This is a genomic window from Kribbella sp. NPDC054772 (genome assembly GCF_053611945.1).
This window is the reverse complement of record NZ_JBSHBJ010000016.1, coordinates 115,113-133,842: the sequence shown is the minus strand read 5'-3', so window position 1 is coordinate 133,842 and position 18,730 is coordinate 115,113. Positions and strand designations below refer to the sequence as shown.

Annotated in this window: 20 protein-coding genes; 11 read left to right on the top strand and 9 right to left on the bottom strand. The window is 68.7% G+C overall.

What is annotated here, in order from left to right; genetic code table 11:
• Positions 1–73: 73 nt before the first annotated feature.
• The gene (locus ACWGID_RS24485) at positions 74–937 is read left to right on the top strand and encodes a phosphotransferase (RefSeq protein WP_452200172.1); all 864 of its coding nucleotides are present in this window, start codon (positions 74–76) and stop codon (positions 935–937) included.
• Between the two features lie 154 nt (positions 938–1,091).
• Entirely contained in the window at positions 1,092–1,448 is a 357-nt protein-coding gene (locus ACWGID_RS24480; RefSeq protein ID WP_452200170.1) for a hypothetical protein, read from the top strand.
• A 59-nt stretch (positions 1,449–1,507) separates the two neighbouring features.
• Here ACWGID_RS24480 and ACWGID_RS24475 read toward each other — a convergent pair whose 3' ends face one another.
• Genes ACWGID_RS24475 through ACWGID_RS24465 form a run of 3 tightly spaced genes read right to left on the bottom strand, consistent with a single transcriptional unit; the run spans position 1,508 to position 4,599 of the window.
• Complete coding sequence (locus ACWGID_RS24475) at positions 1,508–2,413, bottom strand: carbohydrate ABC transporter permease (RefSeq protein ID WP_452200168.1); 906 nt, start codon at positions 2,411–2,413, stop codon at positions 1,508–1,510.
• On the bottom strand, positions 2,410–3,303 hold the full coding sequence (locus tag ACWGID_RS24470) for a carbohydrate ABC transporter permease (protein WP_452200167.1): 894 nt from the start codon (positions 3,301–3,303) through the stop codon (positions 2,410–2,412). Before ACWGID_RS24470 ends, ACWGID_RS24475 begins: the two co-directional genes overlap by 4 nt.
• Positions 3,304–4,599 carry an ABC transporter substrate-binding protein gene (locus tag ACWGID_RS24465; RefSeq protein WP_452200165.1) on the bottom strand — a complete coding sequence of 432 codons (1,296 nt, stop codon included), beginning with the start codon at positions 4,597–4,599 and terminating at the stop codon, positions 3,304–3,306. It lies immediately after the preceding gene.
• Positions 4,600–4,686: 87 nt separating this feature from the next.
• Here ACWGID_RS24465 and ACWGID_RS24460 point away from each other — a divergent pair, with 87 nt between their 5' ends.
• Together ACWGID_RS24460 and ACWGID_RS24455 are read left to right on the top strand one after the other, a co-directional pair.
• Positions 4,687–5,703, top strand: a complete 1,017-nt coding sequence (locus ACWGID_RS24460; RefSeq protein WP_452200163.1) for a LacI family DNA-binding transcriptional regulator — start codon at positions 4,687–4,689, stop codon at positions 5,701–5,703.
• A 49-nt stretch (positions 5,704–5,752) separates the two neighbouring features.
• Complete coding sequence (locus ACWGID_RS24455) at positions 5,753–6,922, top strand: glycoside hydrolase 5 family protein (RefSeq protein WP_452200161.1); 1,170 nt, start codon at positions 5,753–5,755, stop codon at positions 6,920–6,922.
• On the opposite strand, the gene ACWGID_RS24450 is transcribed toward ACWGID_RS24455, so the two are convergent.
• Both ACWGID_RS24450 and ACWGID_RS24445 read right to left on the bottom strand, forming a co-directional pair.
• The gene (locus ACWGID_RS24450) at positions 6,914–8,077 is read right to left on the bottom strand and encodes a serine hydrolase domain-containing protein (protein WP_452200159.1); all 1,164 of its coding nucleotides are present in this window, start codon (positions 8,075–8,077) and stop codon (positions 6,914–6,916) included. The genes ACWGID_RS24455 and ACWGID_RS24450 overlap by 9 nt on opposite strands.
• Before the next feature lie 63 nt (positions 8,078–8,140).
• Positions 8,141–8,854, bottom strand: coding sequence for a TetR/AcrR family transcriptional regulator (locus ACWGID_RS24445; RefSeq protein ID WP_452200157.1), 714 nt, complete (start codon positions 8,852–8,854; stop codon positions 8,141–8,143).
• 178 nt (positions 8,855–9,032) lie between these two features.
• Between ACWGID_RS24445 and ACWGID_RS24440 the strand changes: the two genes are divergently transcribed.
• From ACWGID_RS24440 to ACWGID_RS24425, 4 genes are read left to right on the top strand one after another with little or no spacing between them, the layout of a single operon-like run.
• Positions 9,033–9,458: a DUF1707 SHOCT-like domain-containing protein gene (locus ACWGID_RS24440; protein ID WP_452200156.1), complete on the top strand. Its 426-nt coding sequence runs from the start codon at positions 9,033–9,035 to the stop codon at positions 9,456–9,458.
• Positions 9,455–10,216, top strand: a complete 762-nt coding sequence (locus ACWGID_RS24435) for an ABC transporter ATP-binding protein (protein WP_452200154.1) — start codon at positions 9,455–9,457, stop codon at positions 10,214–10,216. Before ACWGID_RS24440 ends, ACWGID_RS24435 begins: the two co-directional genes overlap by 4 nt.
• A 3-nt stretch (positions 10,217–10,219) precedes the next feature.
• Positions 10,220–12,649, top strand: coding sequence for an ABC transporter permease (locus tag ACWGID_RS24430; protein WP_452200152.1), 2,430 nt, complete (start codon positions 10,220–10,222; stop codon positions 12,647–12,649).
• A 43-nt stretch (positions 12,650–12,692) separates the two neighbouring features.
• The gene (locus ACWGID_RS24425) at positions 12,693–13,556 is read left to right on the top strand and encodes a DUF2207 domain-containing protein (protein ID WP_452200149.1); all 864 of its coding nucleotides are present in this window, start codon (positions 12,693–12,695) and stop codon (positions 13,554–13,556) included.
• On the opposite strand, the gene ACWGID_RS24420 is transcribed toward ACWGID_RS24425, so the two are convergent.
• A complete protein-coding gene (locus ACWGID_RS24420; protein ID WP_452200147.1) occupies positions 13,526–14,023 on the bottom strand; it encodes an SseB family protein in 498 nt (165 codons plus the stop codon). The genes ACWGID_RS24425 and ACWGID_RS24420 overlap by 31 nt on opposite strands.
• 88 nt (positions 14,024–14,111) lie before the next feature.
• Between ACWGID_RS24420 and ACWGID_RS24415 the strand changes: the two genes are divergently transcribed.
• Both ACWGID_RS24415 and ACWGID_RS24410 read left to right on the top strand, forming a co-directional pair.
• Positions 14,112–14,612 carry a hypothetical protein gene (locus tag ACWGID_RS24415; protein WP_452200145.1) on the top strand — a complete coding sequence of 167 codons (501 nt, stop codon included), beginning with the start codon at positions 14,112–14,114 and terminating at the stop codon, positions 14,610–14,612.
• On the top strand, positions 14,599–15,273 hold the full coding sequence (locus ACWGID_RS24410) for a uridine kinase family protein (protein WP_452200144.1): 675 nt from the start codon (positions 14,599–14,601) through the stop codon (positions 15,271–15,273). Before ACWGID_RS24415 ends, ACWGID_RS24410 begins: the two co-directional genes overlap by 14 nt.
• Here ACWGID_RS24410 and ACWGID_RS24405 read toward each other — a convergent pair.
• Together ACWGID_RS24405 and ACWGID_RS24400 are read right to left on the bottom strand one after the other, a co-directional pair.
• Positions 15,252–16,931 (bottom strand): DUF6596 domain-containing protein, encoded by a 1,680-nt coding sequence (locus tag ACWGID_RS24405; RefSeq protein ID WP_452200142.1) that lies wholly within the window; start codon positions 16,929–16,931, stop codon positions 15,252–15,254. The two genes, ACWGID_RS24410 and ACWGID_RS24405, sit on opposite strands and share 22 nt — an antisense overlap.
• A gap of 1 nt (position 16,932) precedes the next feature.
• Positions 16,933–17,268: a YciI family protein gene (locus ACWGID_RS24400; protein ID WP_452200239.1), complete on the bottom strand. Its 336-nt coding sequence runs from the start codon at positions 17,266–17,268 to the stop codon at positions 16,933–16,935.
• 102 nt (positions 17,269–17,370) lie between these two features.
• Between ACWGID_RS24400 and ACWGID_RS24395 the strand changes: the two genes are divergently transcribed.
• Entirely contained in the window at positions 17,371–18,258 is an 888-nt protein-coding gene (locus ACWGID_RS24395; RefSeq protein WP_452200141.1) for an aldose 1-epimerase family protein, read from the top strand.
• On the opposite strand, the gene ACWGID_RS24390 is transcribed toward ACWGID_RS24395, so the two are convergent.
• Positions 18,255–18,719, bottom strand: coding sequence for a PH domain-containing protein (locus ACWGID_RS24390; RefSeq protein ID WP_452200139.1), 465 nt, complete (start codon positions 18,717–18,719; stop codon positions 18,255–18,257). The genes ACWGID_RS24395 and ACWGID_RS24390 overlap by 4 nt on opposite strands.
• Positions 18,720–18,730 lie beyond the last annotated feature (11 nt).

Here is an 18,730-nt window from a genome sequence, read left to right as displayed (position 1 = left end):
GAACATGTTCGTTACGAACAAGTTCGCGATATCCGGCCGACGCAACGCCGCCCGGCCGGTACGGTCGAGCGCTATGACTGCCGATGGTGTGCCCGCGCCCGTCCCGAAGCTCGACGCACGGCAGTTGCTGACCGAGGTCAACCTGGCCACGGGTGCCGGACTCGAGTTCACCGGCCACGCGGCCGCGGGCGAGGTCGGTGCCGCGTTCGTGCGCTGGCCCGACGGGCGCGACGCCGTCCTGACCCGAGGCGCCGGATCCGTCACCGAGCTCCGGCGTACGGCGGAGGTCCTCGCGTCGGCGCGGGCGCGCGGGCTACCAGTCCCGGAGTACCAACTGGTCGCGGAACTGCCGGACGGCGTCGGCGTCGTTCAGGAACGGCTCCCCGGCCGACCGCCGGCGACCGTCGACCGCGCGCTGCTCGAGTCGATGATCACGCTCGCGGACCGCTTCGCCGGCGTGGCCCCCGACCTCCCGGTCCCCTCGATGCACCTGCTCGAGAGCGGCCCCGGCTTCTGCCTGCACGAATCCCTCCAGAGGTACGACGACCGCTCGCGAAAGCTCCTGGGATGGATCCACGAGGTCGGCCGCGACCAGCCTGCCGAGATGACCGGCGACGACCTGGTCCACCTCGACTTCCACACCGGCAACGTGCTCGTCGACGACACCGGCACCATCACCGGCATCGTCGACTGGGACGGCATCGGCCGCGGCGACCGCCACTTCGGCCTGGTGACGCTGCGCTTCGACGCCCACGTCGTCATGCCTGATGCAGATCTGGCGTGGCTCGACGAGCACCTGGACCGCACCCTGGCGCCTGAGGTCCTTCGTCTCTACTGGGCGCACATGAGCCTCCGCCTGGTCGACTGGTCGATCCGGCATCACACCCCTGCGGACACGACCCGCTGGCTCGACTTCGCGGAAACCCGGGTGAGCTGACCCGGATGCTGCGTCCCGCCACGGCAACCGTTTCGGTGTAGACCGAAACCGGCGCGAACCCCTGCCGCTGCATCGCGCCGGTCCCTACATTCGAACCAACGGCCACCGTCCGGTGGCCGCCACTCGGAGGGGACGAAGGATGCGAAAGATCGCAATGAGCGCCGCTGGAATCGCTGCCGCCGTGATCGGCACGGGCGTGGCCCTGGCGCCGAGCGCCCAGGCTGCAACGACGCAGACGATGTCGGCAACAGCGACCTGCCCGTCGGGCGCGGTGTGCCTGCAGGAGCCGAACGGCACCATTCTGAGCAAGAACATCTGGTACAGCTACGGCCCGCACAACCTGAACAACGTGCTCGGCACCAAGACCCTGATCAACAGCCAGACCGGCGGTGCCGGCTTCCAGCTCTGCCTCGAGTACAACGGCAAGAACTGCGGCCCGGTCTACCGCTGGACGGGCCCGTCGGTGCCGCACGACTTCACCAAGATCAACTCGATCAACCTCGTGAAGTAGCCGAGAGCGCGCACAACCGGGCTTCCACCACTGCAGGGGTCGGAGCCCGGTTCCGCGGTTCAGCCCTTGACGGCGCCTTCCTCGACGCCCTTGAAGAAAAAGCGTTGGAGGGTGGCGAAGACGATGACGATCGGGATGAACGCGATCATCGTGCCGGCCGCGATCAGGCGGGGGTTGTTGCTGAAGGTGCCGGACAGGTACTGCAGCCCGACGGTCAGCGTGTACTTGTTCGGGTCGGTCAGCACGATCAGCGGCCAGAGGAAGTCGTCCCAGGCGCCGATGAACGCGAAGATCGCGATCACGCTGATCGTCCCGCGCACCGACGGCAGCCCGATGTAGACGAACCGCTGCCAGGCGTTCGCCCCGTCCACGATCGCCGCCTGGTCGACCTCCAGCGGCAACGCCCGGAACGCGTTGTACATCAGCAGCACGTTCAGCGCGCCGATCATCCCCGGCAGCGCGACCCCGAACAGCGTGTTCGCCAGCCCGAACTCCCGGACCGTCACGTACTGCGAGATGATCGTGACCTCACCGGGCAGCACCAGCGTCGCGAGGAACAGCCCGAGGACGATCTTCCGCCCGCGGAACTGCAACCGCGAGATCGCGAACCCGGCCAGCGACGCGCCGATGATGTTGCCCCCGACAACCAGCACGGCGACCACCAGCGAGTTCCGCGCGTAGTCCCAGACCGGGATGGTGTCGGTGACCGCCTTGTAGTGGTCGAACGTCGGTTGCGCGGGCAACAGCCGCGGGATCCGGGTGTAGATGTCCTCCCCGGACCCCTTCAGCGACGTGGACAGCTGCCACAGGAACGGCCCGATCGTGATCAGCAGGACGAACGCGAGCAGGACGTACCGCACGACCTTCTCGCGCGGCGAGACCGAGTTGAACCCGAACGAACGGCTGCGCCGGGCCGGCGGGACGGCCGTGGGCGTCTCGGTCGGCCGATCGGTAACAGTGGTCATGCTTCCGCCCCTCGACGGTTGAGCCGCGCCAGCACCAGCATCGGTACGACGGTGACGAAGAACAGCACGATCGACAACGCGGACGCGTACCCGAGGTTGCCCTCGAAACCCTGGCTGTACTGCTGGATCAGCATCACCACCGAGTTGTCCCGGCCACCCGGACCACCCTTGCCACCGCTCAGGATGAACAACTCGGAGAACACCCGCAGCGCCGACACCGAGATCAGGATCGAGATCAGGATCATCGTGCCCCGTACGCCGGGAATCGTGACGTGCACGAACCGGCGCAGCGGCCCGGCACCGTCGACCGCGGCGGCCTCGTGCAGCTCACGCCCGACGTTCCCGAGAGCGGCCAGGTAGATGATCATGTAGTACCCGAGCCCCTTCCAGATCGTCAGGCTGATCGCGCTGAGCAACAACAGCCACTGGTCGGACAGGAACGGCAACGGCCCGGAGATGAACCCGAGCTTCTCCGCGAGCCCGTTGACCAGACCGCGATCGTCGAGGATCCACTGCCAGATCAGCGCCACCACGACCGCGGACGCCACCACCGGGGTGTAGAACGCGGTCCGGAAGAACGTGATCCCGGGCAGCTTCTTCTCCACCAGTACGGCGAGCAGCAGCGGCAGGACGGTCAGGAACGGCAGACAGACCACCATGTAGATGACGCTGTTCAGCAGCGCCCAGCGCAACTGCTCGTCGTGCAGCAGGGTCTCGAAGTTCTTCAGCCCGACGAAGTGGCCGCCGCCGATCGGCCTGGCGTTCGTGAACGACAGGATGACGGTGTTGATCGACGGCCACAGGTTGAACACGAGCAACCACGCGAGTGCTGGAATGACCAGCACCCACGGGGTGAACCAGCGGTTGTACCGCATGCTGTGCCGTTTCATTCAGGAAGTGAGCAGCTGGTTGGCCTTCGCCACCGCTGCGTCAAGGGCGGCCTGCGAGCTGATCTTGCCGGCGATCGCCAGCGAGATCTGCTGCCCGATGAAGTCGTTGGTGGCGCCACTGATCACCGGCGGCTGCAGGTTCTTCGCCTTGGCCAGCGACTGGAAGGCGAGCACCTTCGCGTCACTCTCCGGCGTACCGTCGGACTTCGAGAAGTACGGGTCCTGGGCCGACGCCTTGGTGGACGGGAAGATGTTCACGATCTTCGCGAACGCGGCCTGGTTCTCGGCGTTCGTGACGAACCGGGCGAGCGCGATCGCGGCGGCCTGGTTCTTGGTCTTGGCCGACACCGACAGGCCCTGCACGTACAACGGCGGCGTGTCCAGCGCGGGCGACGGGACGACCTTGCCCTTGAGCGACGGGTTGTCCTTCATGAAGTCCTGGATCGCGTTGCCACCACCGGTGGTCCAAGCGACCTTGCCCTGGGTGAAGAGCTTGGAGTTGCCCAGGTACTCGTTGGTCAGGATGTCGCGCGGCATGTAGCCGGCCTTGTACGCGTCGCGGTACTTGTCCAGCAGCGCGGCGGCCTCGGGGGTGTTGAAGACGAACTTCTTGCCGTCGTCGGAGAGGATCTTGATCCCGGCGTTGGTGAAGTCACCGATCCCCGGCAGCCGGCTGATCAGGTACTCCTGGCCGCCGGTCTTGTCGTGCATCGTCTTCGCGGCCGCGAGCAGCTCGTCGAAGGTCTTCGGCGGGTTCTTCACGTCGAGACCGGCCGCGGCGAACTTCGTCGCGTTCCAGTAGTCGATGTCGGTGTTCAGGTACCACGGGTAGCCGAACGTGCCGTCCATGCCCTGGTACTGGTACGCCTGCACACCGCCCTCGACGTACTCCTCGTTCAGCTTCGGGTCGGCGGCGGCGACGTCGAGCAGCATGTTCTGCTTCGCCAGGCTGAGCGCGAAGTCCGGCGGCAGGTTGGTGACGTCGGGCAGCTGACCGGCCGAGGCCTGGCTCAGCACCTTCTTGTCGTAGCCGTCGCCGGGCTGGTCCAGCCAGGTGACGTGCGTTCCCGGGTACTTCGCCTCGAACGCCTTGATGACGCCTTCGACGTACGCGGTGAACTTCGGCTTCAGCGCCCAGGTCTGGAAGCTGACCTCACCGGTCACGGACGCGTTCGCATCGACAGTCGGCTTGGCCCCGCCGCTGCTGCCGGAGTCCTCGGAACCGAGGCCGCATCCGGCGAGAGTGAGAGCGGCGGCGGCAAGGGCGGCCACCGGCGCCAGACGGCGTCTACGCATGGGATCTCCTGGATTTGATAAACCGGTATAGCTCCCGAACTATCCACATCGTAGAATCCGCTGTCAAGGGTGAGTGGAGGGACGACGATGGCGAGACCGACGATCGCGGACATTGCGACCAGGGCCGGGGTGTCCAAGGGCGCGGTGTCCTTCGCGCTGAACGGACGGCCCGGGGTCAGCGATGCGACGCGGGAACGGATCCTGAAGATCGCGGAGCAGATGAGCTGGCGGCCGCACAGCGCCGCGCGGGCGCTCGGGGCGTCCCGGGTGGACTCGGTCGGCATGGTGATCGCGCGACCGGCCCGGACGCTCGGCGTCGAGCCGTTCTTCGCGCACCTGCTGTCCGGCGTCCAGTCGGGCCTGTCCGCGGAGTCGATCTCACTGCAGCTGCTGATCGTCGAGGACACCGCGGCGGAGATCGAGGTGTACCGGCGGTGGGCCTCGGAGCACCGGGTCGACGGGGTGATCCTGGTCGACCTGACCGTGAAGGACCCGCGCGTCGACGCGCTGAAGACGCTCGAGCTGCCGGCCGTGGTGATCGGCGGCCGCGGCGGCAAGGGTGCGCTCGCCTCCGTCTGGGCCGACGACCGCGACGCGATGCTGGCCATCGTGGAGTACCTCGCCGCGCTCGGCCACCGCCGCATCGCCCACGTCGCAGGTACGCCGAACTTCCAGCACACGCAGCGCCGGATCCGGGCCGTCCGCGACGCGGCACCGCGCCTCGGGCTGCTCGACGCCCCGTCCCTCACCACGGACTTCAGCGACGCCGAAGGGGCCGCGATCACCCGCAAGCTGCTCTCCCAGCCGGACCGCCCGACCGCGATCGTCTACGACAGCGACGTGATGGCGGTGGCCGGGCTCGGCGTCGCGATGGAGATGGGCGTCTCGGTCCCGGGCGACCTGTCGATCGTCGCGTTCGACGACTCGATCCTGACCCAGCTGATGCACCCGGCCCTGACGGCGCTGTCCCGGGACACCTTCGACTTCGGCCGCCAGGCCGCCGAGGTGCTGCTCGAAACCATCGCCGACCCGGCCCGGGTGATCAACCGCCGCACCACCGACCCGGTCCTGACGGTCCGCGAGTCGACCGCACCACCGGCCTGATGTCCGCTGATGTTGCTCTTGTGGCCTAAACCGATTTAGCATCCCTGTCATGGCTCTGCAGACCGTCACGCCCCGGTTCGGTGCGAACTACGTTCCCTCGGCGGGATGGTTCTACAGCTGGCTGGACTACGACCCGACAGCGGTCCGCCGGGACTTCGCGGACCTGGCCGGGATGGGTCTCGACCACGTCCGGGTGTTCCCGGTCTGGCCGTGGATCCAGCCGAACCGGGCGATCATCCGCGAGCGGGCGATCGCCGACCTGCTGGACACGATCGACGCCGCCGCCGAGCACGGCCTCACCGTCGCGGTCGACCTGATCCAGGGGCACCTGTCCAGCTTCGACTTCCTGCCGTCGTGGATGCTGACCTGGCACAAGAGCAGCCTCTTCGAGGACCGGACGGTCCGCGACGGCCTCACGGCGTACGTCGACACCGTGGCTCGCGCCGTCGCGACGAAGCCGAACGTCTTCGCGATCACGCTCGGCAACGAGGTCAACAACCTGTGGCCGGACAGCCCGACCACCCCGGAGACGTCGACCGCGTGGGCGCAGGATCTGCTGGCCACGCTGAAGAAGGCGGCGCCGGGCGTGCTCGCGCTGCACTCGGTCTTCGACGACGCCTGGTACAAGTCCGACCACCCGTTCCATCCGGTTGACGCGGTGGACCTGGGGGACCTGAGCACTGTCCACTCGTGGGTTTTCAACGGGGTCTCACGAGTGGACGGTCCGCTCGGGCCGGCCACGCTCACACACGCGGACTACCTGGTCGAGCTCGCCCGGGCCACGTCGCTCGATCCGGACCGTCCCGTGTGGCTGCAGGAGATCGGCGTACCCGGGCCGGACATTCCGGTGGACCTGCAGGCCGAGTTCACTCGGCGGACCGTCGGGACCGTGCTGCCGAACCCGGCACTGTACGGCGTGACGTGGTGGTCGTCGCACGACATCGACCGGCGACTGCTCGACTTCCCGGACCGCGAGTACGACCTCGGCCTGTTCACCGTCGACCACCAGCGCAAGCCGGCCGCGCAGGCGCTCGCCGATCTGATCGCCGAGGTCCGGGCGAACGGCGTACCGCGGCAGCCACCGGTGACGATGCTGACCGCTCCGGCGAACCTCCGCACCGAGCCGGACCGTCGCGCGGAAGTTGCCCCCGGCAGCGAATTCCACCTGCAGTGGGTCGAGGCCCGCGCGCACGGACCAGTGCGGATCGCCCTACCCTGACCAGCCGGTGAGGACCTGCCGCAGTTTCTGGTTGACGTCGGTGCCCGGGGCCGGGTCGTAGTTCCCGAGATGTACGGCGGTGTACCCGCGGTCCGGGTACCACTCGGCGCTCGTGCTGACCCCTGGTGCGCCACCCGTGTGTCCGGTGATCAGCGCACCGTTCAGGATCGAGCTGTCCACGCCGTACCCGAAGAAGTTGACGATCTCCGGCAGCCCGGGCTTCGCCGGCAGCGTGCCGAACGTGAACTTCGGCGTCACGAAGACGTCCCGGTACGTCGTACTCAGCAGCGTGCCGTCGTTCAGCGCGCGGAGGAAACGCACCAGGTCGGGTGCGTTCGCGAACGCGTTGCCCGCCGGGCTGCCGATGAGGTCGAACGCGCCGGCGGCGAGGGCGTCGTACCGCTTGCCGGACTGATCGGTGGGGTACGGATGCGCGAAGCGGCTGTCGGTCTTCCACTGGTCGAGCATCGTGAAGTCGGCCGACGTCATACCGGCTCGGTGGAAGACGTTCGTGCGGATGTAGTCGTAGTACGAGACGCCGGCGATCTTCGCCACGATGCAGCCGAGGACGTGGAAGCCGGAGTTGCTGTACTTGCCGAGCGTGCCGGGCGCGAACGCGAGCGGCTCGGTGCGGATGTAGCGCAGCGTGCCGTCCATCATCTGCTGCGGCGTCGTCCAGGTGGCCGACTCCTCGAAGTACCCGTCGATCTGCATGTAGTCGCCGAGGCCGGAGGTGTGGGTGAGCAGGTGGTGGATCCTGACCTTGTCCCCGATCCCGGCCTTGAACCCGGTCAGGTACTTCTCGATCGGGTCGGCCAGGCTGAGCACGCCGCGCTGCGCGAGCTGGCCGATCGCGGTCCCGGTGAACATCTTCGTCACCGAGGCGAGGCAGAAGATCGTGTCCGCGCGGTTGCGGATGCGCTTGCTCTGGTTCGCGTACCCCATCGAGCGGGACAGCACCGGATGGCCGTCGCGGAGTACCAGGACGGTGCCGGAGAAGGCGTCGTCGGCCGCGAGCTTGTCGAGGTACTTCTCGAGCTCGCCGAGTTTCGTGCCGGTCGCAGCGGCGGGAAGGGTCCAACTGACGCCGGCGACCACCGGTGCGACCGCCAGACCGGACCGGCCGAGAAACGTGCGCCTGCTGTGGATTGCCAAGGGAGTGCTCCTCACGTGATCAATGACCAGTGAGATCCAACTCCGCAGGCTGTTTCCCTGGCGTTACCGCTGGGCGATGAGTACGTCGATCCCGTCCAGGATCCGTGCCAGCCCGAACTCGAGATCGTCGTCCAGCTCGTCCTCGTACTCCTGGTTGAGATAGAGCGAGGTCAGCGTCGGGTAATCGCCCTCCATCAGCCGCGGTACGAGGAACCGCCCGACCTGCTCGGCCTGCACCGGGGTGTTGTTACTCGCCCCCAACTGGCGGGCCAGGTTCGCGTAGTTCCGTGCGTGCCCGTCGAGCAGCATCAGGCAGCCCAAGTTGTCGTGCTGACTCATCCCGGTCTCGGCCAGCGCCGCGAGCATCACCTCGACCCAGCGCAGCAGGTTCGGCGTGACGGGCGCGCCACGGATCGGTACGTCGAGCAGCCAGGGCCGCTCGGCGTACATCTTGACCTGGGCGTTCACCCAGGCGGTCGCGGCCGGACGCCAGCCGGACGGCAGCTCTGGTGGCAGCCCGACCGCCTTGTCGTGCACCAGCACGATCAGCTCTTCCTTGGACCGGACGTAGCGGTACATCGCGTTCGTGGTGACGCCGAAATGGCCGGCGATCCGCTGCAGTGAGATCGCCTCGAACCCGTCCCGGTCTCCGAACTCGATCCCGGCGGCGACGATCTGATCGACCGACAGCGCCGGCTTCGGTCCGCGGCGCTGCACCGGCAGCACACCCCACGACAGGGCGAGCCCCGGCGGCAGTTCCCCGCGGTCCTCGGTCATACGTCCCATCCTGACGTACGCCGACCGCGGTGCGGGCCGATCGCGCTGAAGAGGCGAGAAGAGGGGTGCTAGCACCACCTGGGAAACGGGTTCTGAGCACCGGGCGCCGAAACTGTGCAATCCCTACGCTTTTTCACATCAGAACTTCACATCAGAACTTCCCGAAAGGACCCCGCTGATGAACACGATCCTCGAACCCCTGTTGCTGCCCGACCAGGTCCAGCTCACCGACACCGACCGCCGCGCCGCGGTCGCCAAGCTCGACAGCGCCGTACGGCAGGCCGCGCTCACCCCGTCGCAGGCTCTCGACCGGCAGGAGCGGGTCTTGGCCGCTCGCACCCGTGGTGAGCTCCGGCAGATCCTGGCCGGTGTCGCCGACGCCGCGCCGCCGCGTGGGCTGACTGTAGCGCTGCGCGCCTTCACCGGCGTCTGGCTGGTGACTTGCGTCGTGCAGTTCGTGATCTGGGTGGCGCTGGCGATGTTCGGCCACTTCGACGGCCCGTGGTGGCTCTGGTCGGACCTCGGCCTCGGAGCGGTCGTCGCGATCCTCTGGTGGACCCACGAGTCCTACCACCGCAAGACCGACGTACTGGTCGCTTCGTGACCGCGCCTGTCCAGCTCACCGACGTCCGGAAGATCTACGGCACCGGCCCCGGTGCGGTGGACGCACTGGCCGGTGTGACCTACGGGTTCGCCGTCGGCACGTTCACCGCGGTGATGGGGCCGTCCGGGTCGGGCAAGAGCACGCTGCTGCACTGCGCGGCCGGCCTCGACACACCGACCGCGGGCGACGTCCAACTCGCCGGTACGTCGTTGCGCGGCCTGGACGAGACCGCGCTGACCGAGTTGCGCCGGGAGCACGTGTCCTTCGTCTTCCAGTCGTTCAACCTGATGCCCGCGCTGACCGTGCGGCAGAACGTCGTCCTTCCCCTGACGCTGGCGGGAAAGGCGGCCGACGACAAGTGGGTGACCGAGGTGATCCGGCGGGTCGGACTCGGCGAGCGGATCAAGCACCGCCCGAGCGAACTGTCCGGTGGCCAGCAGCAACGGGTCGCGATCGCCCGGGCGCTGGCCGGACGGACCGCGATCACCTTCGCCGACGAGCCGACCGGCGCCTTGGACACGACCACCGCCCTCGAGGTGCTCACGCTGCTCCGCGATCAGTCGCGTGAGCTCGGGCAGACCATCGTGATGGTCACCCACGACCCGGTCGCGGCGTCGTACGCCGATCGGGTCGTGTTCCTGGTCGACGGGCAGATCGTGTCCGAGTCCTTCCGTCCCACCGCCGAGAACGTCGCCGCCGAGCTCGCACTGCTGAGTGCCGGGCGCCACACCACCCACCACACAGCCATGGAGATCTGACCCATGTTCCGCCTCGCCGTCACCACCCTGAGGTACCGGACCGCCGCCTTCCTCGCGATCTTCGTCGCGGTCCTGCTCGGCGGGGCCCTCCTGAGCGCCGCCGGCGGTCTCCTCGAAACCGGCCTCCGCCTGAACGCTCCTCCACAACATCTCGCCGCCGCCCCGGTGGTCGTCACGGGCGACCCGGCCTACCACCCACCGAACGGCAACGGAGCCGCCGCCTTCCCGGAGCGCCACCGCGTCGACGCCACTTTGGCGACGAAGCTGGCCGGCACACCGGGAGTACGCACCGCGGTCGCCTATCGAGCCTTCCCGGCTTCGGGAAGTGTCGGCACCGGATGGAGTTCCGCCGCGCTCACGCCGTACCGCTTGCTGTCCGGTCAGGCCCCGCGCAGCGGACAGGTCGTGATGGACGAGCGGCTGGCTGACGGCAAGGCCCCCGGTGATCAGGTCGACGTGACGGTCGGTGGTGAGCCCCGGCAGTACGTCCTCGCCGGAATCGCGGCTGCCCAGCACAAGGTCGACGTATCCACGGTGTTCTTCGCGGATGCCGATGTTCCTGCAGGGGTGGATGCGATCGGCGTCTTTCCGGCGGACGGCACGTCGGCGCGTGATCTCGCCGAGCGGCTCGAACTGCCGCAGGGCGTGCAGGCCTACACCGGCGACGAGCGTGGTGTCGCGGAGTTCCAGGGGATCGCGACGAGCCTCCCGCTGATCATCATGTCCGGCGTCTTCGGTGGGATGGTGGCCGTGGTTATGGCACTCGTGGTGTCCGCCACGATCGGGCTGTCGGTCCGGCAGCGCCGCCGCGAACTCGCCCTGCTGCGTGCCAGCGGTGCGACCCCGCGCCAGGTCGGCAAGATGGTGATCGCCGAGACCATGGTGGTCGGCGTACTCGGCCTGGTCCTCGGACTCGCCGGCGGCCGGATCGCCGGCACCTGGATCTTCGGTCTGCTCGCGGACGGCGGTGTCGTACCGCCGCAACTGCGCTTCGACCAGGGCCCGCTCCCCTTCGCCGGCGCCGCCCTCCTCACGTACGTCGTCCTCCGCGTCACCGTCGGTTTCGCCGCGAACCGGGCCGCGCGGATCCGCCCGATCCGGGCCCTCGCCGAAGCCGCCGTACCCGATGTCCGGCTGAGCAGGATCCGGGTCCTCATCGGCCTGGTCTTCGCCGGCGCCACGGTCGCGATCGCGCTCTCCACGCCGTTCATGGGTCCGACCAACGCTGCGGCGATCGGCGGGCCGGCCGGGCTGACCGGGTCCATCGCGGTCGCGATCCTCGCTCCGCTCGTCATCCAGCGCGCTCTGATTCCTCGCATCACCAGGCTCATCGAGAAGCGCGGGACGCCCGGCGTACTGGCCGTCATCAACCTGCGTGTCCGCGCGGTCCAGTTCGGCGCGATCCTGATCCCGATCACGATCGCCACGGCGATTGCGGTTGGCAACATCTACTCGCAGACCACGCAACAGAATGCGGCGGTCGAGGCGATGACGAGCAACCTGGCCGGTGACGTCGTCGTCTCGAGCACCTCCGGCATCCCCGCGTCGCTGACCGAGGCCGTGAAGTCGATGCCCGGTGTGACCTCGGCGTCCGAGATCGTCCGTAGCAAGGGCTGGATCGAGGAGCCGTACGACAAGTCGCACACCAGCGACGCCTGGCCGCTGCTCGGCCTGAACGGTCCTGTGTACAAAGACAAGGTGAAGAAGGGCTCACTCGACGACCTGACCGGTGACACCATCGCCCTCCCAACCGGTACGGCGAAGAAGCTCAAGGTCGACGTCGGCTCGCAGCTCGGGGTCCGTCTCGGCGACGACGCCCTGGTGAGGGTGAAGGTCGTCGCGCTGGTCGAGGGCCCGTCCGGCTACGAATCGCTCCTGCTGCCCGCTCCGCTCCTCGCGTCCCACACCTCGACCGGCCTGCCCAGCCAGCTCCTGGTGCAGACCTCGAACAACAAGCTCGACCTGTCCAGATGGCCGGAGGCAACGATCGGCGACCGGGCCGCGCTGGCCGACGGCCTCGACACCGGCCTCGGCGTCGACGCCTGGATCGCCTACCTGCTCGCGGCGATCGCCGTCGCCTACACCGCCATCGCCTCGATCAACACGATCGCTGTCGCGGTGCTGGACCGGCGCCGCGAGTTCGGCCTCCAACGCCTGACCGGCTCGACGCGGCGGGAGGTATCGCGGATGCTGGCGCTCGAGGGATTGCTGATCGCGGCACTCGGCCTGGTCACCGGATTGATCACGGCGGCCTTCACCGTCCTGCCGATCGCGATGGCCACCCGCGGCTGGCCGCTTCCGTCGGGCCCGGTGTGGATCCTCGCCGCCTGGGTGCTCGTCGTCCTCCTGCTGGTGCTGCCGACCACCGCGATCACCGGCCGAATCGCCATGCACCCGAAACCGATGAACGCCCTCAACTCACCCGTCGGCTGATGGCGAGGTCCGCGGTGGCCCCCACGCCTCTTAGGTTGAGCGGATGTGGCGACAGGCTGGTTTCGCGGTCACCGCACTGATGCTGATTCTGTCGTCCGCTCTGCCCGGTCAGCGGGCGGCAGCCGCACCGGCCGCCGCCGGCTGGGCAGAGGAGCGCATCGAGCAGATGTCCTCGGTGTACGAGATCGCACCGGACGGCGTCGTTCGGGTGACCGAGACGATCAAGCTGTTCAGCCCGCACGGACGCGGGCTGACGCGAACCTTCGAGTTGCGTGCACAGGATACGGACGATTGGAGCAAGGACCGGGTGGTCCGGGTGGACCAGCTGACCGTCGAGAGCCCGACCGGCGCCGGCACCACGATCAGCCGCAGAAAGTACGACCCGGGGCTGGCAGGTGACGACAACGACGTCGACACCCGGTACGAGCTTCTCGACATCACGCTGCCCGAGATCGCGCGGAACGGCCGCGAGACATACATCCTGCGCTACGAGCTCCGCGGAGCACTCCGGCGCGTCGAAGGCGGCCTCGAACTGTCCGTGACGGGGCCTTTTCAGGCGATCGCGGCTGGAGCTCTGACGGCGACTGTCCGCGCGCCCGCGGCCATCGGCTCGGCGACCTGCCGTTGGTACAACGAACCGTGCACTTCCGCTACGGTCCGCAACAGCGTCGCCCAGTTCAACGATCACGCGCCCGGCCACGAGTACCACACTGGGAGCCTCAACACCCTCGACTACACGATCGGTGTGCCGGCCGACGCGGTGCCCGGCGCCGGTCTGATCCTCGAGTCACCGCCGCTACCGAAGCTTCCCATCGCCGGAGGTGTGCTGCTGCTCGTCGCGCTGCTGATCTTCGTCCGGAAACGGCGGCGACGTCGTCACCCGTCGGCTGGTTCGATCCACGCGTAGCCGCCGTCTTCCAGGCGGACCACCTGGAGGCCGGCGGCGAGCCGTCGTACGTCGTCCGTTTCGATCACTCCGGCGGCCGGGCCGGCGATGTCGAGGACGATCGCGGCCGCGCCCTCCTGGATCGCGGCGGTCGCGACCAACTGGGTCTTGGCCGGCATCGGGCGGGCGTCCGGACTCCAGCGGGCCAGGCTCTCGGTGCCGGTGAACGCGAGCAGCGCGTTCCGGCCGTCCTGGCCCTGGAGCAGCGCGACGGCCATGTCCGAGGTCTTGTCGTGCGCGAGCCCGTTCTCGTCGTACTCGACCTCGCCGAGCATCGCCACCACGGGCACCAGCAGGCGCGCCCGGGTGAGCGCGGCCAGCACCGCTCCCCCGTCGCCCGCCGCGAGCGCCGCGGCCAGCGCGGGATCCGCCGCACCGTCGTCGTTGTCGAATCCGGTGAAGGCCAGTCGCCGCTCTGGTGGTTGCACGCCGCCATTCTCCCCGGAGCACGCTTTCAGGGGTGCGTCAGGGCCTTTCCCCTCTTGGTTCGCGGCGCAACTGTGCGAGCCTGGGTATGTGCCTGACTTCAACGATTTGACGCTGCTGCCGTTCTGCGTGGGCCTGACGCTGCTCGGTCTGATCGGCTCGTGGTTCGCCTGGCGGCGCCGCGGGGTGGCGGCCGGCACCCGCGGTGTGGCCTGGTCCTTGCTACCGGTCTCGCTGTACCTGACCGGTCTGCTGGAACTGGTCTGGGACGTGATCCGCTCCACCGTGAGCTGGGTCACCCACCTGATCTTCTCGCCGACCGTCTGGGCCGGTGTCGCGCTGTTCGGCGTCTCGGTGGTGCTGTACGTCGTCTCCGGTGTGGCGCGCGGCCGCTCGGGGAACCAGAAGAAGGCCGAAAAGACACAGAAGAAACCCGCCTCGCCCGCGGGTGAGCTGACGAAGACGGGCCCAGCGCCTGCCTCGGCCGCTCCCGCTCAAGCTGCCAAGCCGTCAAAGGGGAAGGCGAAGCAGCAGGAATCGTCGGAGTTCGACGAGATCGAGGACATCCTGAAGCGCCATGGAATCAACTGAAACAGCCGCTGACCACGGCTCCACACCCCTGACCTTTGACTCCCTTCTGGACAACGTCCAGGCCGGTGCCCCCCAATTGGGCCGGACCCGGTTGATCGGCATCGACGGACCGGCAGGCTCCGGCAAGACCACCGTCGCCGCCCACCTCGAGGCCCGCGCCAAGGCCCGCGACCTGCACACCTACGTCATCCACATGGACGACCTGTACGACGGCTGGACCGGAGCCGAGCGTGGATTCGGTCTGCTGCGTGACCACGTCCTGCAACGACTGGCCGACGGTCGCGAGGGCCGGTACCGGCGCTACGACTGGTACGCGAGCGCGTACGCCGAGCTGCACGTCGTACCGAACACCGTCGACCTGCTGATCGTCGAGGGTGTCACGGCGTGCGACCGGGACGCGGCGCACTGGCAGTCGCTGCGGCTGTGGGTCGAGACGTCGAACGAAGTACGGCTGGATCGCGGGATCGACCGCGACGGTGAGGCGCTCCGTGATCACTGGCTCGAGTGGATGCGCTGGGAACGCGACCACTTCGCCGAGCAGGCCACCCGCTCGCGGGCGCACGTGATCGTCGACGGCAACCCGTCGGTCCCGCACGACCCGACCCTCGAACTCGTCACGAAGACGGTCGCGCTACCGCCTCACGACTCAGCGGCGTCCTGAAGCCCGTCCCAGGACCAGCGCGGGATCGTCAGGCCGTCGCGGATCTCCTCCGAGTTGTGGCGGTACATGGTGTCGAAGGTGGCCCAGGCGAAGTAGTCGTGGAGGACCTGTCGTAGCCGCGGGTCGGTGAGATCCGCATCCGTCATCGCCTGGTCGAAGCAGGCGATCGCGCGGTGGTTCATCTCGTCGTGCTCACCGTTGCCCGCGTGCCGCCGCTCCACCGATGCCTCGGTGCCGAACTTCTGGGTGTACGTCTCCGGTCCGCCCAGAGCCTCACCCCAGTACGTCGCCAGCCGCTCGGTGTGATCCGGCTCGGCCCCACCATGGAACGCATGGCTGACGACCTCGTCGGCCATCACCCGCTGATGCCATGCTTCGGCCAGCCGCATCAGGCCTTCGGCCCCACCCGCCGCCTCGTAAACGGTCTCCATGGGCTCAGTCTGCTCCATCGCGCTCAGCCGGTCACGTGCCTGCGAACGTTCGGGTTCGGAGCCGGCGAGGGCGAGCGCCCGCTCGTACGCCGCAGTTGCCTCGGGCAATCGACCGAGCCGCTGCAGCAGATCGGCGCGGGCCAGCGCGTACGGGTGATAGTCACGCAGCACCGGCTCGGTCCCGAGTTCGTCGAGGACCGCGAGGCCGGCTTCGGGCCCGTCGCGGAAGGCGAGCGCGGCGGCCCGGTTCAAGGCGATCACCGGTGACGGATCGAGCGCCAGGAGTACGTCGTACAACTGGACGATCTGCGGCCAGTCGGTCCGCGCGAACTCAGGCGCCTCGTCGTGGAGCGCGGCGATCGCGGCCTGGACGGAGTACGGGCCGGCCGGACCACCGGTCAGCGCGGTGACGACGAGGCGGCGGCCCTCGTCGATCAAGTCCTGGTCCCAGCGACTGCGGTCTTGGTCCTCGAGCAGGATGATCTCGCCGTCCGGTCCGGTCCGAGCGTCCCGGCGGGCGTGGATCAGCAGCATCAGCGCGAGCAGGCCGGTCACCTCCCGCCCGTCGGGCAGCAGCCGGTGCACGATCCGGGCCAGCCGGATCGCTTCCTCGGCGAGATCCAGGCGTTGCAGGTACGGCCCCGAGCTGGCGGCGTACCCCTCGGTGAAGACGGAGTAGATCACCTGCAGTACGCCGGGCAGTCGCTCCGGCAACTCGTCCGGGCCGGGTACGCGGAACGGGATCCGCGCCTCCCGGATCTTCTTCTTCGCCCGGACGATCCGCCTCGCCATCGTCGCCGTCGGCACCAGGAACGCCCGCGCCACCTCCGGCGTGGTCAGCCCGGCCAGGCAGCGCAGCGTCAGTGCGCCGCGGTCCTCAGGCGCGAGCGCCGGGTGCGCGCAGGTGAAGAAGAGCTGCAGCCGCTCGTCCGGCAGGTCGTCCCCGACCGGTTGCGGGGCGGCGCGGTCCGCCTCGACCTGGAGGATCGCCAGTTTCGCGGCGTACACCTGGTCGCGCCGCAACCGGTCGACCGCCTTCCGCCGGGCGGTGGTCATCAACCAGCCGCCGGGGTTCGCCGGAACGCCGTCGACCGGCCAGCGGGTCAGCGCCGTCTCGATCGCCTCCGAGGTGACTTCCTCGGCCAGGTCGAGATCGCCGAACCGCCGGGCGAGCGCGGCCAGCAGGCGCCCGCGCTCCTCCCGGAAGACCTCCTCGACCTGGTCCACCTCAGAAGTCCGCGACCGGCCGGACGATCACCGAGCCGCCGCCGCGCGACCCCGGGCACTTCGCGGCCCAGTCCAGCGCGACGTCGAGATCCGGTACGTCGATCACGTAGAACCCGCCGAGCACCTCCCGGGTCTCGGCGAACGGACCGTCGGTGACCGTGCGCTTCCCGTCGTTGGCGACCTCGACCCGGGTCGCGGTGACCAGGTCGGCCAGCGACTCGGACGCGACCACCACGCCCGCGTCGGTGATCTCCTTGTCGAACCGCATCCAGTCCTCCGGCTCGCAGCCCACCGGTGCGTTCTGCAGGTCCAGCTCGCCGGCGTTGATCAGCAGCATGTACTTCACGTCGTACCTCCTGTGTGCGTGTTTACAGCATGACCACGAACGGGTTCGCCCCCGATGGACAGTTCGTCCGGACAAATTTGTCAGGATGGACTCATGAGTGTCTTGCCTTCGGGAGAGCAGTGGGTCGTGCGCGCCGGTGGGTACGCGGCGACCGTGGTGAGTGTCGGGGCCGGGCTCCGCGGTCTCACGTACGACGGCCGCCCGGTCCTGCTCGGGTACGGCGAGGACGAGGCGGCGCATGCCGGGATCGGTCAGCACCTGTTCCCGTGGCCGAACCGGATCACCGACGGGCAGTACACGTTCGGGGGTGTCGAGCAGCAGCTGTCGCTGACCGAGCCCGCGCGGCGGAACGCGATCCACGGGCTGACCCGGTGGGCGAACTGGCAGCGGCTCGACGACGGTTCCGATCCCGCGGTCGTGGTCGCCGGTCATCAGCTGTACGGCCGGCCCGGGTACCCGCATCAGCTCGAGCTGCGTCTCGAGTACCGCCTGACCGATCAACTGACCGTGACCGCTACGGCCACCAACGTGGGCGCGAGCGAGGCGCCGTACGGCTATGGGGCGCATCCGTATCTGTCCGTCGGCCGGGCGATCGACGAGTGCGTGCTGGAGTTCACCGCGGACCAGCGGCTCGAGGTGTCGGCGGAGCAGATGTCACCCGTCGGGCTGACGCCGGTCGACGGCTCGCCGTACGACTTCCGCGGCGGCCGGGCGATCGGGTCGATCTCGATCGACAACGCGTTCACCGGTCTGGGCGGCGCGTGGTCGGTGTCGCTGACCGCCCCGGACAGCGGTGCTCGCTCCGTGCTGAGCAGCGACACCACGTGGATGCAGCTGTTCACCGGTGAAGCAGTCGGCCGTACGGCGCTCGCGGTCGAACCGATGACCTGCCCGCCGGACGCGTTCCGCACCGGCCAGGACCTGATCGTCCTGCAACCGGGCGAATCGCACACAACTAGCTTTGCGGTGTCTGCTTCTTAGGAGAGGGTCGGCTTCTTAGGACCGGCTCCGTGGTCGCGGGCGACGGCCGCCAGTTGTTTGGCGGCGCGGCTCGCCCGCGATCCCTCGGAGGCCTGGATCGCGAGGATGCCGAGCCGGTTCTCGTCGGCGTCGAACAGCTGCAGCCACGCGTCTCCCGGCCGGAACCGCAGCGCGGTCACCTCCGACCACTTCAGCGTGTACGACTTGAACACGTTCCGCACGCGCAGACGGTCCGGGTACGCCGTGACGCGCAGCGTCGCCATCCGGTACAGGATCCACAGCACTGCCCCGAAGAAGGCCAGCAGCGTGAGCCGCTGGAACCAGTCGAACGTCTCCCGGGCGTCCGGCGGCAGCCGGAACCAGATCACGCCGAACACCGCGATCAGCGACAACCCCATGCCTGCCGACATCGCGGCCACCATTCTCGGGTGGAAGGTCAGCAGGCGATCGTCGGCAGCCACGTCGTACTCCG